1 protein-coding gene is annotated in these 412 nt (G+C 31.8%); it reads right to left on the bottom strand.

What is annotated here, in order from left to right; all coding sequences use genetic code 11:
- On the bottom strand, positions 1–412 hold a 412-nt coding region (locus K9U40_RS24205; protein ID WP_432715948.1), incomplete at both ends, for a hypothetical protein.

Genomic DNA, 412 nt, shown 5'->3' on the forward strand with positions numbered 1-412 from the left:
CACCAAGCGTTTGCATACCATTGCTAAATAATAAATGTCTTGGATTGTAACTTCTGAAATTACGTGCCATCCAAATATAGTGACTTCCAACATCAACTGTTACAGTAGTATCATCAGTTAATACCTTTTGCATAGATTCAATAATTTCCACTGGATGTAGAATTCCTTCTTCATGCGTCGCTTTAATACCAGTTTCTTCATCAATATGTGTTCTTAATTGTTCTAATTCGTCTAAATGTTGTTGATCTATAAATGGCTCATCCACTTTTTCAGAAATCATTTCAATCGTTTTAGCAATATTGCCAATCAACTCTTTTTTCGGTTGCTTATAAGTAGTAATTTCATCTTGAACTTCGTCTATATTAATAATTTGTGTTTCTAATTCTTTATTCCAGTTACTAGCTTCGTATTC

The organism is Xanthobacter autotrophicus (genome assembly GCF_030015065.1).
Taxonomy (GTDB): Bacteria; Pseudomonadota; Alphaproteobacteria; order Rhizobiales; family Xanthobacteraceae; genus Xanthobacter; species Xanthobacter autotrophicus_D.